The 13,238-nt window shown below is 56.5% G+C and carries 12 protein-coding genes; 6 read left to right on the forward strand and 6 right to left on the reverse strand.

All coding sequences use genetic code 11. The features are described 5' to 3' along the window. Positions 1 to 62: 62 nt before the first annotated feature. Complete coding sequence (gene greA, locus E2H98_RS13220; RefSeq protein WP_133593501.1) at positions 63 to 539, forward strand: transcription elongation factor GreA; 477 nt, start codon at positions 63 to 65, stop codon at positions 537 to 539. Between the two features lie 598 nt (positions 540 to 1,137). On the opposite strand, the gene yhbY is transcribed toward greA, so the two are convergent. After that, positions 1,138 to 1,452, reverse strand: a complete 315-nt coding sequence (yhbY, locus tag E2H98_RS13225) for a ribosome assembly RNA-binding protein YhbY (RefSeq protein WP_133593499.1) — start codon at positions 1,450 to 1,452, stop codon at positions 1,138 to 1,140. Between the two features lie 59 nt (positions 1,453 to 1,511). On the opposite strand from yhbY, the gene rlmE reads away from it, so the two are divergent. Continuing rightward, the gene (rlmE, locus tag E2H98_RS13230; protein WP_133593497.1) at positions 1,512 to 2,135 is read left to right on the forward strand and encodes a 23S rRNA (uridine(2552)-2'-O)-methyltransferase RlmE; all 624 of its coding nucleotides are present in this window, start codon (positions 1,512 to 1,514) and stop codon (positions 2,133 to 2,135) included. An 81-nt stretch (positions 2,136 to 2,216) separates the two neighbouring features. After that, positions 2,217 to 4,130 carry an ATP-dependent zinc metalloprotease FtsH gene (gene ftsH, locus E2H98_RS13235; protein WP_269769312.1) on the forward strand — a complete coding sequence of 638 codons (1,914 nt, stop codon included), beginning with the start codon at positions 2,217 to 2,219 and terminating at the stop codon, positions 4,128 to 4,130. A gap of 71 nt (positions 4,131 to 4,201) precedes the next feature. Here the strand turns inward: ftsH and E2H98_RS13240 are convergent, their stop codons facing one another. Next, positions 4,202 to 5,875 (reverse strand): BamA/TamA family outer membrane protein, encoded by a 1,674-nt coding sequence (locus tag E2H98_RS13240; protein WP_133593493.1) that lies wholly within the window; start codon positions 5,873 to 5,875, stop codon positions 4,202 to 4,204. A 187-nt stretch (positions 5,876 to 6,062) separates the two neighbouring features. Here E2H98_RS13240 and folP point away from each other — a divergent pair, with 187 nt between their 5' ends. Then, positions 6,063 to 6,887, forward strand: coding sequence for a dihydropteroate synthase (folP, locus tag E2H98_RS13245; protein ID WP_133593491.1), 825 nt, complete (start codon positions 6,063 to 6,065; stop codon positions 6,885 to 6,887). Next, complete coding sequence (gene glmM / locus E2H98_RS13250; protein ID WP_133593489.1) at positions 6,884 to 8,221, forward strand: phosphoglucosamine mutase; 1,338 nt, start codon at positions 6,884 to 6,886, stop codon at positions 8,219 to 8,221. The genes folP and glmM overlap by 4 nt, the downstream gene beginning before the upstream one ends. 56 nt (positions 8,222 to 8,277) lie before the next feature. Here the strand turns inward: glmM and E2H98_RS13255 are convergent, their stop codons facing one another. From E2H98_RS13255 to E2H98_RS13270, 4 genes are read right to left on the reverse strand one after another with little or no spacing between them, the layout of a single operon-like run. After that, positions 8,278 to 8,871, reverse strand: a complete 594-nt coding sequence (locus E2H98_RS13255; RefSeq protein ID WP_133593487.1) for a TetR/AcrR family transcriptional regulator — start codon at positions 8,869 to 8,871, stop codon at positions 8,278 to 8,280. Between the two features lie 45 nt (positions 8,872 to 8,916). Further along, positions 8,917 to 11,271 carry a putative bifunctional diguanylate cyclase/phosphodiesterase gene (locus tag E2H98_RS13260; RefSeq protein WP_133593485.1) on the reverse strand — a complete coding sequence of 785 codons (2,355 nt, stop codon included), beginning with the start codon at positions 11,269 to 11,271 and terminating at the stop codon, positions 8,917 to 8,919. Position 11,272: 1 nt separating this feature from the next. After that, positions 11,273 to 11,857 (reverse strand): methylamine utilization protein, encoded by a 585-nt coding sequence (locus tag E2H98_RS13265; RefSeq protein WP_133593483.1) that lies wholly within the window; start codon positions 11,855 to 11,857, stop codon positions 11,273 to 11,275. Next, positions 11,854 to 12,264 (reverse strand): group I truncated hemoglobin, encoded by a 411-nt coding sequence (locus tag E2H98_RS13270; RefSeq protein WP_133593481.1) that lies wholly within the window; start codon positions 12,262 to 12,264, stop codon positions 11,854 to 11,856. The genes E2H98_RS13265 and E2H98_RS13270 overlap by 4 nt, the downstream gene beginning before the upstream one ends. 78 nt (positions 12,265 to 12,342) lie before the next feature. Here E2H98_RS13270 and E2H98_RS13275 point away from each other — a divergent pair, with 78 nt between their 5' ends. Beyond that, a complete protein-coding gene (locus E2H98_RS13275; protein WP_133593479.1) occupies positions 12,343 to 13,191 on the forward strand; it encodes a DUF3034 family protein in 849 nt (282 codons plus the stop codon). The last annotated feature ends 47 nt before the right edge of the window (positions 13,192 to 13,238 follow it).

A 13,238-nucleotide genomic window follows, 5' to 3' on the forward strand; every position in this document is an offset into this window, starting at 1 on the left:
AGTCTTGAATGAAACGCAGAGCGCCGCGTGCGCTCTGTTCTTTTTTGAGTGGAGAAACGGACATGAATCGTGTACCGATGACGGCGCGGGGCGCCGAAGCACTGAAAGTCGAATTGCAGGAATTGAAAACGGTTGCCCGTCCACGTGTGATCGAAGCGATTGCCGAGGCGCGCGCCCATGGCGATTTGAAAGAGAATGCCGAGTATCACGCCGCGCGCGAACAACAGGGCTTTATCGAAGGCCGTATCGCTGAGATCGAGGCCAAGCTGTCGAATGCGCAGATTATCGATGTCAGCAAGCTGACCAATGACGGCAAGGTCATTTTCGGGACCACCGTTGTGCTGTCGAATACCGAGAATGGTAACGAAATGACGTATCGCATCGTTGGCGAAGACGAAGCCGATATCAAGAATGGCTTGATCAATATTGGTTCGCCGATTGCCCGGGCCTTGGTCGGAAAGTTTGAAGGCGATGTCGTTGTCGTGAAAACGCCGGGTGGTGATATTGAGTATGAGATTGTTGAGGTGAAGTACGAGTAGTCATTTGCTGGAGGGGCAGTGTTACTTCTCCCTTGCAAAGGGAGAAGTTTAGGATGAGGGATGGTTTTAGGCTCGACTTCAACGCTTTGAGTAAAATCGGACAACGCTCGACTACCATCTTTGCCGGTTCTCGGACCGGCAGCCGAAGTACTTTCTCTTGTTCGCGCAAGAGAAAGTACTCAAAGAGACAAATTTGTCAGGAACAAATTTGGGCGCCGAAGGCGCCCGCAGGGTGAATGCCAGGATGGCATGAATCCACCGCGCCCCGAAGCGCCAGACAAGTGTAGTTGCTTCGACCTGGCCGTTCCGGCAACGACATGATTCCAGCTCGGGCCGCGCTGACTCGGCATCCCCGCCTCAACAGCGCTACAACCGCTGTCCCTGCGTTTGTGCCCGGCCCCCATCACGCCGTTGCCGGCTGGCGCATACGGGGGCCTCGTTTTCCTCTTTTCGATTTTAGTGACTTCGAAAAAAACGAAGGGTGATTGAGAAAACGATTGCTGTCATTCCCGCGTAGGCGGGAATCCAGGTGCTAGAAATTGCTGAAGCATTGAAAGAAAGGCTGGACTCCCGCCTACGCGGGAGTGACAAGAGAGTGTTACTTGGCTTGATTGGGTTTCGGCAGCGGGTAGTTGCTGTCTTTTTTCTTGGCCCGGAACAAGGTCAGGTTATGGCCGAGCACTTGTACTTTCGTGGCCTGTAGTTCGGCGCAAATGGATTCGACGAATTCGGCTTTTTGCTCGCGGTCTTCGGCGACGACTTTCACCTTGATCAGTTCATGGTGATCGAGGGCGGCGTTGATTTCGGCCAGGACGTTGGCGGTCAGGCCGTTGGCACCGAGCATGACCACCGGTTTCAGCGCATGCGCTTTGGCGCGCAGGTGACGAATCTGGTTTGAGGCAAGGGTGGTCATGAGTACACTCCGGAATAATGGGCGCGCTATTGTAGCGGCCAAGAGGTTTAGAGACGAGTATGGCAAGAAGCAAAAGCTCCTCGCAGTGGTTGAAACGCCATTTTGACGATCCGTACGTCAAACAGGCCCAGAAAGAGGGCTGGCGTTCGCGAGCGATTTATAAGCTCAAGGAAATCGATGACAAGGACCATATCGTAAAACCGGGGATGGTGGTCGCCGACCTGGGTGCCGCGCCGGGATCATGGTCCCAGTATGTCGTACAGAAAGTCGGTGACAAGGGGCGGGTATTCGCGCTCGATATTCTGCCGATGGACGGCATTGCTGGCGTTGACTTCATTCAGGGCGATTTCCGCGAGGAGTCAGTGCTGGCGGCGTTCGACGCGATGTTGGAAGGGCGGGCCGTCGACCTTGTTTTATCGGATATGGCCCCCAATATGAGTGGCATGAACACGGTGGACCAGCCTCGTGCCATGTATCTGCTGGAGCTGGCGCTCGAATTTGCCCGCGCACATCTGAAACCTGGCGGCGACCTGGTCGTCAAAATGTTTCAGGGGGAGGGTTCCGATGCCTACCTCGCCGATCTGCGAAATACGTTTAAAAACGTAAAAATTCGTAAACCGGATGCCTCCAGAGACCGTTCTCGTGAGATCTTTGTGGTCGCACGGCACTATACTGGTCAATAGGACTGGTAAGTAACTGGCAGTTAAGCAAGTAAAGCCTCGGCCAATGGTGCGGCTCGGGGAGGAGAAACGACTTTGAACGATATGTTCCGCAATGTCTTGTTATGGCTGGTGATCGGCGTCGTGCTGATCTCGGTGTTCAATAATTTTTCCGGCACCCGGGGCAGTGTTCAGGCACTTGAGTACTCCCAGTTCATGCAGGACGTGAAAAACGGCAAGGTCGATGAGGTCAATATCCGCGTCGATACGCTCGAGGCCGAAGGCACCTACAAGAGCGGCCAGAAATTCACCACCCAGCTGATTCGCTACACCGAAAAGCTGGAAGCCGAAATGACCGACTCCGGCGTGCGTGTAAACGCCATTTCCCCGGAAAAGCAAAGCTGGCTGTTTGCCATTTTCATCAATCTGCTGCCGGTATTGCTTCTGATCGGCGTCTGGATTTTCTTCATGCGTCAGATGCAGGGCGGTGGCAAGGGCGGCGCGCTGAGCTTTGGCAAGAGCAAGGCCCGTCTGCTGGGCGAAGATCAAGTCAAAACCACGCTGGCCGATGTCGCTGGCTGTGAAGAAGCCAAAGAAGAAGTCGGCGAGCTGGTCGAGTTTCTGAAAGATCCGAGTAAATTCCAGAAACTGGGCGGCAAGATTCCACGCGGTGTGTTGATGGTTGGCCCTCCGGGTACCGGTAAGACTTTGCTGGCTCGCGCCATCGCTGGCGAGGCAAAAGTACCGTTCTTCACCATTTCCGGTTCCGATTTCGTCGAAATGTTCGTTGGTGTCGGTGCCTCGCGTGTCCGTGACATGTTCGAGCAGGCGAAAAAGCATGCACCATGTATTGTCTTTATCGACGAGATTGATGCCGTCGGTCGTCATCGTGGAGCCGGTTTGGGCGGCGGTCATGACGAGCGCGAGCAAACGCTGAACCAATTACTGGTTGAGATGGATGGTTTCGAAGGCTCGGAAGGCGTCATCATCATCGCTGCGACCAACCGTCCGGATGTATTGGACCCGGCGCTGCTGCGTCCAGGCCGTTTCGACCGTCAGGTCGTCGTCGGTTTGCCGGATGTCCGTGGCCGTGAACAGATTCTGAAGGTGCATTTGCGCAAAGTGCCGTCGGCCGACGACGTCGAGCCAATGGTCATTGCTCGCGGTACGCCAGGCTTCTCGGGTGCCGATTTGGCCAACCTGGTCAACGAAGCGGCGCTGCTGGCAGCGCGTGCCAATGCCCGCACGGTGACGATGGATTTTCTGGAGAAAGCCAAAGACAAGATCATGATGGGCACCGAGCGTCGCTCGATGGTCATGACCGAGGAAGAGAAAACCAATACTGCGTATCACGAGGCCGGTCACGCGATTGTTGGTTACCTGCTGCCGAAAACGGACCCGGTTTACAAGGTCACGATCATTCCTCGCGGCCGTGCCCTCGGTGTCACCGTGCAACTGCCGGAACAGGATCGCTTGTCGTATTCGAAAGACTATCTGGAAAACCGCATCGCGATTCTGTTCGGTGGTCGTATCGCTGAGGAACTGATTCATGGTTTCGATGGCGTCACCACCGGTGCGTCGAATGACATTCAGCGTGCCACCGAACTCGCTCGCAACATGGTGACCAACTGGGGGCTGTCCGAGCGCATGGGGCCGCTGTCTTATTCGCAGGATGAAGGGGAAGTGTTCCTGGGCCGTTCGATCACCCAACACAAGAACATTTCCAACCAGACCGCGGCGGCGATCGACGAGGAAGTACGTTCCATTATCGATCGCAACTACCAGGTGGCCGAGAAGCTGTTGAAGGACAATCTCGACAAGCTGCACGCGATGGCGAAAGCGTTGATCAAGTACGAAACCATCGATGCCAAACAGATCAAGCAGATCATGGATGGCAAGGATCCGGAACCGCCGGTCGGCTGGAAAGACCCGAAAGGTGGTAGCGGTGTTCAATCTGACGTTAATGTTGGCTCGTCGCATGACATTGCCGACGATGCTGCCGCAGCCGGCTCGCATTAATCAGCAAAAATAAAAAAGGCGCCAAATGGCGCCTTTTTTGTTGGTCATGTGCTTTCGTGGTGAGGCGTAACTCAGAACCGGTTGCGCAAGGTGACCAGCACCTGCCATTCATCCAGTTCTGGATCGTCGTCGCGCACCAACGGTGTCGCAATGTCGATATGCAACACCGCGACACTGCCTTCGGTATCACTGCCAGTTCGGGTCGGTGATAAACGAAAGCCGAAACCGACATCGGCCAGCCAACCGCCATTCGGTCCATTGTCTTCGCCCTGGTTCCAGGCACGACCGTAATCGGCATAAACCGCACCTCCGATATCGAACAGCGACCAGACATCGTAGGCAATATAAAAACGTCGTTCGAGATTGAACAACACGCGGTGATCGCCGTTTTGATAATGGATCGGATAACCGCGCAGGCCGCTGTCCCCGCCAATGGTCAGCGGTTGATCTACGAACAGATTCCAGCCTCGGCTGAGCTCCAGATTGGCAAACCATTGCTGTTCCGGTTTCGGTGTGTAGTAGAAGCGATTGAACAGATGCACGATCTGATTGCGCGGGCCATCGTCATGCAAGTAACTGTTGGCATTGAACTGATAGTAATGCAGCAGTTCTTCGCTGAAGCGGCGATATTGAAACGCCTGCATGCGCAGCACGGTGGCATTATCACGTGAGTTGAAGGATTCATCGGCGTAGCCGATCTGGATAAACGCGTTCAAACCGAAGTTGATGTCTTCGGTTTGGCTCATCTGGTTGACGTGCTTGGTCTTGATGTACTGATCATTGACCACTTGCCAGCTTATCCACGGGTACTGGTATTCGCGCGTGACCGGAATCGACCGGTTTGGATCGGTTTCATCCGCGCTGGCGAAATTACTGCGTTCGATCGTGTAACCAAATACCCAGCGTTCGGTGCGCTTGCCCTGCAGACCATCGGAAAAGCCCCAGTAAACCGATGAGCGATATTCATCGTGATTGAATTCCTGCACCTCATCGCCGCGTTCGTACAAGGTGTCGTCGCGCTGGTCTTCGGTGAAGTTGATGCCGGCGGTCCAGCGATCATCGAGTGAGTAAAATGGATGGGCGAGATTGAAGTGCTTGACGTTGCCGTCGTCATTGTCCTGGTATTGCAGATCGAGTTCGTTATGACTGCCGAACAGATTCGGATCTTCAAACGCGAACAATACGCCCGTGCGTTCGTTGTTTTCCTTGCGGACAATGATGATGCTTTTGCCGGTGCCGAGAAAATCCGAATCACGAAAGCCCAGGCGTGAACTGTTTTCACCGCCACCGCGAGAAAAACTGACATCCGGCAGCAAGGTCCAAACATCTTTGACGCTGACATTGACGTTGACGACTTCGGCGCAGGGGTCGTCGACATCAACATGGGCATCGCGCAGGAATTTGCGCGCGCGCAGAATCCGTTCCGACTCTTCCAGCAATCTGGCGTTGTAGGGCTCGCCGCGCTCGAACAACAAGAAGTCTTCGACGACATCCTGGTCAGTGGAAATTTTCAGCGCGTTGGCGCCACGAAACAGCCAGTTGTTTTCTTCCGGCTTGTCGAGATCGAAAATCGGTTTGACCTGTACCGAGATCTCACCAATGTGTTGCGGTGGCGCGGTCTCCTGCTCGCCGGTCTCGTCGCTGGCGCTCGTTGCCGGACATTCGACATTGGTGAAGTGTGTGGCAAGCGCCGGTGCAGCAAACCACAACGTGGACAGCACAACCACGATTTCTGTCAGACGCAATGCTTCATTCCTTTGTAGGGGTTACGGGGGAGCCCGCCAATGGTCAACGGCCGAGTATAACGACAATCTGGTCATTCCTTACCAGAACCGCTCGTCAAATTCCCGACCGCGGCCTCCTGCGATGTAGACCGTTCTCAGCGTCAACAGTGCGATAATGCCGACCATTTTTCGGAACCGGGACTCAAGTATGGCTTGGCATTGGCCGCAGGCGGCAAAGCCGCAGATCATGGCGATTCTGAACGTGACGCCGGATTCCTTTTCCGATGGTGGCCGCTGGCAGGCGCCGGCGCTGCTGCCCGAACGGATTGACCAGTTGCTGGCCGAAGGCGCCGACATTATTGATATCGGCGGTGAGTCGACACGGCCCGGGGCGCAGGCCGTATCCGAGCAGGAAGAGCTGGATAGGGTGATGCCAGCCGTGGAAATCGCTTTGCAGCAGGGTGCTGTCGTCGCCGTCGATACCAGCAAGGCCGTCGTTATGCGCGCGGCAATTACGGCCGGCGTGCAGATCATCAACGATGTCTATGCGTTGCGTCAGCCGGGGGCGCTGGAAGCCGTTGCGATGAGTGATGTTGCTGTGTGCCTGATGCATATGCAGGGCGAGCCACGCACGATGCAACAGACGCCCATCTATGGCGATGTCGTCGCCGAGGTGGCGGAATTCCTGCAAGCGAGAGTCCAAGCCTGCATTGCCGAGGGGATTGCGCCAGAGCGTATCGCGCTCGACCCCGGCTTTGGTTTTGGTAAAAGCCCGGAACATAATTTGCGCTTGTTAAACCGGCTGGAGCAGTTGCTGCCACTGGGTTATCCGCTGCTGGTGGGCCTGTCGCGCAAATCGCTGATCGGTCAGGTTACCGGCGCCGCGGTTGACGATCGAATGGTTGGCAGCGTCGCGCTGGCGCTCTTGGCATGTCAGGCCGGAGCGCGTATCGTGCGCGTCCATGATGTCCAGGCCACCCGTCAGGCATTGCAGCTCTGGCAGGCCGTAGCAAACGAGTTCATTACTTCATGAGCAAACGCAAGTTTTTTGGCACCGACGGCATTCGCGGCAAGGTCGGTCAATACCCGATTACCCCGGAATTCGTTCTGAAGCTGGGTTGGGCGGTCGGCAAGGTGCTGGCCAACGGCGCCGGCAGCAAGGTGCTGATCGGCAAAGACACCCGGATTTCCGGCTACATGTTCGAGGCGGCGCTGGAGGCGGGGCTCTCTGCTGCCGGTGTCGAAGCGCATCTGCTTGGTCCGATGCCGACGCCAGCCATTGCTTATCTGACCCGTACCCTGCGCGCCCGCGCCGGTATCGTCATTTCTGCCTCGCACAATCCGTTCGATGATAACGGTATCAAGTTCTTCTCGGCCGAAGGGTTAAAGCTGCCGGATAGCATAGAGCTGGAAATTGAGGCCATGCTCGATCAACCGATGACCTCAGTCGAATCGGCCAAGCTCGGCCGGGCTCAGCGGGTTATGGAAGCGACCGGCCGCTATATTGAGTTCTGCAAGGCCACCGTGCCTTCTGGCCTGAACCTGCGCGGCCTGACGATGGTCGTCGATTGCGCTCACGGTGCCACCTACAAGGTCGCGCCAGCGGTGTTCGAGGAGCTCGGTGCGACAGTGCACACGATTGGCGTTGAACCGAACGGCCTGAATATCAATGACAAGGTTGGCGCCACCTCGCCGAAACTGCTGGCCGCAGCAGTGCTGGAAAAGCAGGCTGATATCGGCATCGCGCTCGATGGTGATGGTGATCGCTTGATCATGGTCGACCATAAGGGCGAGGTGGTCGATGGCGACGAAATCCTGTTCATCATGGCTCGCGATGCCAAGCGCCGAGGTCATTTGGCTGGCGGCGGCGTGGTCGGCACCGTCATGAGCAACCTAGGTCTTGAAGTGGCGCTGAAAGAGCTGGGCATCGATTTCGCCCGGGCCAAAGTTGGCGACCGCTACGTCATGGAACTGATGCAGGAAAAAGGCTGGATACTCGGTGGTGAGTCGTCTGGGCACCTGATTTGTCTCGATAAGACCACCACCGGCGATGGCATTGTCTCGGCGCTGCAAGTGCTGGCGGCGCTGGTACAGAACAATGTCTCGCTGCACGATTCCAAGCGCGGCATGCACAAATTCCCGCAAACGCTGATTAACGTGCCGCTGAAAGCCGGCAGTAAGCCTATGGAGCATGACGGCGTCAAGCAGGCGGTCAGCGCCGTTGAAGCCGAACTGGGCGCGGCAGGCCGGGTGTTGTTGCGACCATCCGGTACCGAGCCATTGATTCGGGTCATGGTCGAAGGCCGCGATGCCTCGCAGGTGCGCCGCTGCGCCGAGCAAATCGCCGAAGCGGTTCGGCAAAGCTGAGTGTGAAAACTATCGGAAACGGCGCCTTTGGGGCGCCGTTTTTGTTGCTATCAGCGTTATCGTTTAAGTGCGGATTGCAGCTGTGTGCCAGCCTCGCAAACCGCTTGATGGGCCATCAGCTTCAGTTGCAGCAAGTGCCGGGTGCGGCGGAATTCGGCGCTGTCATCGAACAGAAAATGACTGACGCTGGCGAGAAAAATACTGCTCAGGGCGATTTCATCAAAAGTCTGCGCCAGGCCGGTTTGCTCGCGCCGGGATACTTCCCGCCACCACTGCACCGTGCGCGATACCCGGGTGATTAATCTCACTTGCAAATGCAGATGGCCCGGCTCGAGCTTATAGGCCAGCATCTGTCGGGTCAGGCGTTTATGCACCGCCAGCACTGACAGCCAACGCAGCAAGGCTTGCTCCAGCCGTTCCACCGCAGACGATGACGACGGGCCCGTTTCGGTCAGCAGCGCCCGATCAGCGCGGTTTAACCAGGCATCAACCAATTCGTCTTTCTGTCGGTAGCTGCGTTGAACATCGAGTAGCGTGACGCCACAGGCATCGGCCAGCTGGTGCAAATGAACGGCTTCCCAACCCTGCTGTTCACCGATGATTAGCGCTTGGTCGAGCAGGCGTTCGGCCAAACTTTGTTCGGTGCTCATGGGCTTCTCCTTGTCTATACCCAAAAGTATAGGATCTGAAGCCACTCAAACCGATTGCAGGTAGGTATGCGCGATGTATTGATGGCCATCAACCGGCTTACTGAACAAATAACCTTGAGCGAAATCGCAACCCCAATCACGCAATAACATGACCTGCGCTTCCGTTTCTACGCCTTCGGCAACGATGCGCATACCCAGATTATGGCCAAGCTCAATGGTTGATTTGACGATGGCGGCGTCGCTGCCTTCGGCTTGCAGCGACATGATAAACGCTCGGTCTATCTTCAATTCCTGAACCGGTAATTGCCGCAAGTAACTTAGCGAGGAATAACCGGTGCCAAAGTCATCGATAGACAGCTGCAGACCCAGCTCGCGCAGTTGCTGTAAAGAGCGCATGGCACGCTGCGGATCATCAACAAAACTGCTCTCGGTAATTTCCAGACAGATCAATGCCGGTGGAACACCAGTTGAGATCAGTTGCTGCTGCACAAACGGACTGAAACTTTCGTCAAGTAAGTCATGACTGGAAATGTTGATCGACAAATGGATTGGCAGCTGTTGTGCCAGCCAATCGGCACATTGCCGAAACGCTTTTTCGATCACCCAGCGGGTCAGCTGCTTGATGTCACCGGTTTGCTCGGCAAACGGAATGAATTCAATGGGCGGGATCATGCCGCGATGCGGATGCAACCACCGGATCAGCACTTCGGCATAACGCGCGCTTGAGCGATCAAGCGGGATTTTCGGTTGGAAATACAACTGAAGCTGAGCCTGGCGCATGGCTTCGTTCAGTTCGCCTAGCAGCGACAAATGCTCCGGGCGAAACGGCCGCAAATTCGGGTCAAATAGTTGCAGCGATTGTTTGTTGGCTTTTGCTGCATGCAGCGCCAGATCAGCCGCGCGGATCAGCTCTTGAGCGTGTTGGCCATGGCGCGGATAAACGGCGTAGCTGATGGTGACGCGCACGTCGACAAGGCGACCGGCACATTGAAATGGCTCGCGCAATGCCATGCGGATGCGCTCGGCGTAAAGTCGCGCTTTGGCGACATCGCTGTCGGGCAACAGCACGGCGAATTCGTCGCCTACCAACCGTGCCAGCACAGCATTGTCCGGTATCTGCTGTTGAAGGCGCTCGCTGGCCATGACCAGGACTTGATCGGCGGTGCTGTAACCGAGCGTACTATTGATCAGCTTGAACCGATCAATATTGATCAGCAGCATGGCAAAAGCGGCTGGCTCGGTTTCAATCAGCTGGTGCATTTTTTCTTGAAAACCAAGGCGATTGGGCAAGCTGGTTAACGGGTCGTTGAACGCCAAAAAGCGCACTTGCCGTTCGCGGTCGGCAATGGTGCCAGCCATGTTGTTGAACGTGGCGGCGAGGCGTCCGACTTCGTCGTGACGGTCAATACGCAAGCTGTGGTGAAAATCGCCAGCGGCCATCCGTTCGGCGGCGCGTTGCAAGCCGATAACCGGCCGCACAATGCCGCGCGCCATCCACCAGACTACGAGCAGCGTCACGGCAATACTGAGCAGACCGAGCAGCAACAGGAAACGGCGCAATTCGTAATACGGCGCACTGATCTCTTGTTCGGACACCAGCAGCAGCGCGGCGTAATCATCGGCCTGCTGATCGAAGCGGCGCAGGATACCGGCATAGCGCTGATCATTGAGGTGCAGCAACTGTTTGCCGACTTTCTCATTTTCAGGCGACCATTCAATGAGCAATGGCTGCTCGTTGTGTTCAAGGCTGTGCAAGTTGCTGAGCCAGCGTAAATCCTGAAATTGCACGAACGCGATATCGAGACCAGTCAGCGTACGCAAATCATTGATGTCATCACGACCAATGGCAAAGCCAAGAGCCACCAGCGCAATCGGGTTCGGCGCTCGCACCGTCACCACCACCAATTGATACCATTGCTGATCAAGGTTGATGATGGCACTGGCGACACCGCCAGCACTGGCGCGCTGAAATACGCGGCGCAATTGTTGCGAATCGAGCGAGTTATCGATCTCGGAATGCTGCTGCACTTGGCCGTCCAAATCCGCCAGAATGGCGAGATCGGCACCGATTCGGCTGCGATGATTGTCGAGTGCCGAACGAATGGTGTCGGCGTCGTTGCTGCTGACCGCTTCGCGAAAACCAAAATCGGCAGCCAGCACTTGCGCCGCTTGAATCAGCAACGCCCGATTCTGTTCGCTGGCGCGGTCGAACACCTGTTGTCCGAGCTGCAATTTTTCGCGAATGGTTTCCGCCAGCCGTTGCTGCTGGAAGTTATCGATGATCAGCAGCGTCAACGCCAGCACGGCAATCATCAAGGCGCCGTAAGCGAACGCCATGCGTTGACCTAGCGGCACCCGTCGCCACCAGGGCGCTCGTTGCTCCGGCACGCTGTCTGCCATCTCAAGGCGTTCCGCTAATCTGACGGCTCAGTACCTTCGGTGTGTCGCTGAGCTGCACTGATTCTTGCATCGGTGCGTTCATGCCTGGATGCCAAATCAGCAATTGGTAGGCGCCGGCCGGTGCCTGCAAGCGCGCTTCCGTTTGATTCTGCAACACAGTGAAGTAAGGGCTGTCGACGACCAGTACATAAGCGATCATCCGGTCGTGGATATTGCAACCGAGCACGACTATCCCTTCGCGGGCAAACGGCACCGGATGCGAGGGTTCGCCGCTGTACAGTTTCAGTTCGAATTTGTTGGTCTCGGAAAACGAGTAGACGTGATGACGAATGTTGTCGCTGTTCGGAAAGCGCACCAAGGCACCGGCCTGCACCACCGACAAGTACGGCACGAATTCCTTGTTGACCTGATCAATGATCGCCGTTTGCGCTGGCGGTCGTTCGACACCACTTGCTGGCACCAGGGCCACGGCAACTTCAGGAATCGGCGCGCCGTTGGTATCGGTCAACTGCAGACGCAATTCGGCTGCCAGCAGTGACGACATTGGTAGCCACAGTAATAACCACATCAGCCAGCGTATGTTCATTCGACCACATCTTTTTTCATCGGCGCCAGCTTGGCCAGCAACTGGTTCTTACTACGAGTGTCGATGGCCATATCGTCCAAAATGACGCGCAAATGCTCAACCATTGCGTAAAACTCCCGTTCGCTGATGCCCAGCCCCTTGTGCACCCGACGCATGTCATCGCCTTGATAACGACAGGGGCCCTCACTCAACTCACAGAGCTGGGTCGCCAGCGATTGCTTCAGTTTGACCAGATCGACCTTGTCGAAACTGCGCCGGGTTTCTGGATGCTCACTGCTGTGATCAATCAAGCGCTCGGCAATGGTTTGCACGCCCTTTTCGCCACCCAGTCGTTGGTACAGGGAAGTCTCATCTCCCAGCCCAACACCGGCCAGCATCAATCCGATGATTACCGTAACCCACTTCATGATTTGACAGCCACCCGACCTGCATTAGCCTTTAAGCATAGTCAGGCTTGGACGAGCCAACCAGTTAATGGAGAGGGTATGCGTGCGTGGTGTGGAGTGATGGCGTGCTGGGCCGTCGTTGCCTTCGCCGATCCGGGTGGGCGCCTGCCGGCGACCGGTGGTGTCGTGCAGGTGGAAGGAGCCGGCGGTGGCGGCTTGACTCAATGGGCACTGATTTCCGGTTATGGTACCAACACGGAATGGGGCGGAGCCGCCGCCGTGACCGTCGCCGAACTGGACGATTTTCGTTTGTCCGTCGTCGCGGTCAATGTCGGTTTGTTCGACACGCTGGAGCTATCGCTGGCCGAACAACGCTTTGACTTGCAGGACGTGGTGCCTGGTGAAACACTCCGCCAGCATATCGCCGGCATCAAATGGCGGGTCTGGGGCGATGCCGTGTTCAGCGATTCGCCCTGGTTGCCGCAACTGTCCGTTGCCGCCTATCACAAGCGTAACCGCGACTTCGATTTCATTCCTGCCGCACTCGGCGCCCGCGATGACAGCGATACCGAACTGGTGCTGTCAGCCTCTCGCCTGTGGTTCGCCGCGTTGGCGGGGCGCAATCTGTTGTTGAATGTCAGTGGCCGCTATAGCCGGGCCAATCAGTTCGGTTTACTCGGCTTCGGTGGCGACGACGGCAATGGCCGGCGCTGGCTTGCAGAGGCTTCCGTCGGTGTGTTCCTGACTGACGCGCTGCTGCTCGGTGCCGAATACCGGCAGAAACCGGATTTGCTCAGCGCGGTGGCCGAGCAGCATGCCCATGGCCTGTTTTTGGCCTATGTGCCAAATCGCCATTGGGCATTGACGGCGGCCTGGCTGAACCTCGGCGATATCGCTGGTCAACGCGATCAACAGGGCGCTTATTTGTCCTTACAGCTCAATTTCTGAGCAGCACCGTTCACGACTTTTCGCTCGCTTGTAAGTTAGCGGGCAGA

This window comes from Permianibacter aggregans (genome assembly GCF_009756665.1).
In the GTDB taxonomy this organism is placed as follows: domain Bacteria; phylum Pseudomonadota; class Gammaproteobacteria; order Enterobacterales; family Permianibacteraceae; genus Permianibacter; species Permianibacter aggregans.